Origin of the sequence: Alcanivorax quisquiliarum, assembly GCF_023051175.1 — a bacterium.
GTDB classification, from domain to species: domain Bacteria; phylum Pseudomonadota; class Gammaproteobacteria; order Pseudomonadales; family Alcanivoracaceae; genus Isoalcanivorax; species Isoalcanivorax quisquiliarum.
In genome coordinates, this window is record NZ_JALKII010000024.1 from 1 (window position 1) to 1,807 (window position 1,807).

A 1,807-nucleotide genomic window follows, 5' to 3' on the forward strand; every position below is an offset into this window, starting at 1 on the left:
CAGGGGCATTTTCTCCAAGCTCTTTCAACATCTTTGTTAAAAAGATTAAAACTTCTTGGTTAGCAAGACCGTGTAGAGGACCAGCGAGACCATTTATACCAGCGGCAAATGACAGGTAAGGATCTGAGAGAGCTGATCCAACAAGATGGACTGTATGAGCCGAAACATTACCACCTTCATGGTCACTGTGAATGGTTAGATATAGCCTCATCAATTCCGTGAATTCCACTGAATCAAATCCACACATACGGGTGAAATTTTCAGACCAATCCTTAGAAGCGTCGATGGCTCCAATTCCCTTACCATCTTGATAGGTGTTTCTATAAATCATGGCTGCAATAACAGGCAACTTTGCAATAAGGTTCATTGAGTCTTCATAAACATATTCCCAGTACTCAGTTTTCCTAATGCCCCTATTATAGGCTTCTGCGAATTTGCTTTCTGTATTGCAGGCTGTGATAGCAGCAGAAAGTTGAGACATAGGGTGCACCTTTTGCGCTGGTAGATTATTTAAAAGATTAACAATATGAGATGGAAGCTCAGCACGCTGGGCCCATTGCTTTGACAACCAGTCGACCTGAGCTCTGGTAGGAATATCACCAGTCAAGAGAAGCCAAAATAGACCTTCGGGCTGTGGCTCTTTCCCTCCATTAGGATTCTTTGGAAGAAGTTTCTGGCATTCAGGGATAGAATAACCTCGAAACCTGATGCCTTCATTGGGATCAAGCACAGATGTTTCACAGACCAAGCCTTTGATTCCTCTCATACCACCATACAAAATGGCTTCACATCTCATTCTTGCAACATTGGTAGCTCTCTTCTGCATTGCTCAGCCCGGTTACTCCAGGCCTGAGGCAGGAACAACCAACATGCAGGATCTTATAAAGGAAATGGAAACCAGCGTTCGCAAGACCTTAGATGAAGCCAAAAAATCCCTCAACCTCCCCAACGAACCCAATGGCGAAGCTGTCATCAAGGCTATCAAGGAAAACACCCAGAAGGCCGAATCTGCTTTGAAAGACATGAAGGCCAAGATCGAGCAACAGATGAAGAGCAACCCACAAATCCAAGAAACCATTAAGGGACTCGAGGCCAAGATTGACGAAGCCACCGCCAATCTGAAGAAGGAAAACCCCGAAGTTGCAGCTAACGCCCAGAAAATTATGGACAATATGAAGTCTGCCTACGAATCGGTGACCAAGGAAATGGAGAAGGTCAACGCCGAGATCAGCAAGAAGGGAGGCTAGGAACTGTTTGTTAAGCATATCATCGATCTGTTCTTGTGTCATATCTTCAATGCTCAATCCAGTGACTGATGTCTGCATTTTTTCAATGGAGTAGTCCAAATTGATGGTGGAGATCTGAAGGGAGTGATCAACAATGCCAAATTGAATGTCGCCACTTTCAACCATTTTTGTAACATCGAGCACAAAAGTTCCTTCTCCTTGAACTTTCTTTTGGAAGCCTGTTCCTGAAATTTTGTAATTGCCTGAAATATGTGCAGTTGGGATGCTCAATGCGAAAGAAGCCTTTAGCAGTGGAAGGTTGTTTGATATTTTATCAATTGAAAAGTCACCAGCATTCGACACTTTAACATCATGTGTTGAAATGATGAAGTCAACATCAGTGTCAACGAGGTGTTGGTCAGGCATTGGCGGAAGAGTGTAAGGATCATGCTTCTTTAGTAAAGACCTCACGTATTCAAGGGCCTCAACTACAAGATCATCCAGGCTGTTGCCAAGGAGAGGAACACCTCCAATGACAAAAGCCGAAGACGCGGCAACCAATAGGAACAAGCCAAAAACTG

Annotated in this window: 2 protein-coding genes; both read right to left on the reverse strand. The window is 43.9% G+C overall.

Features of this window, described 5'->3' with window-relative positions; all coding sequences use genetic code 11:
• Positions 1-826 (reverse strand): citrate/2-methylcitrate synthase (locus tag MU846_RS14440; RefSeq protein ID WP_246953972.1); only part of this gene is annotated, 826 nt, incomplete at its 3' end.
• 88 nt (positions 827-914) lie between these two features.
• Positions 915-1,807 (reverse strand): JHBP domain-containing protein (locus MU846_RS14445; RefSeq protein WP_246953974.1); only part of this gene is annotated, 893 nt, incomplete at its 5' end.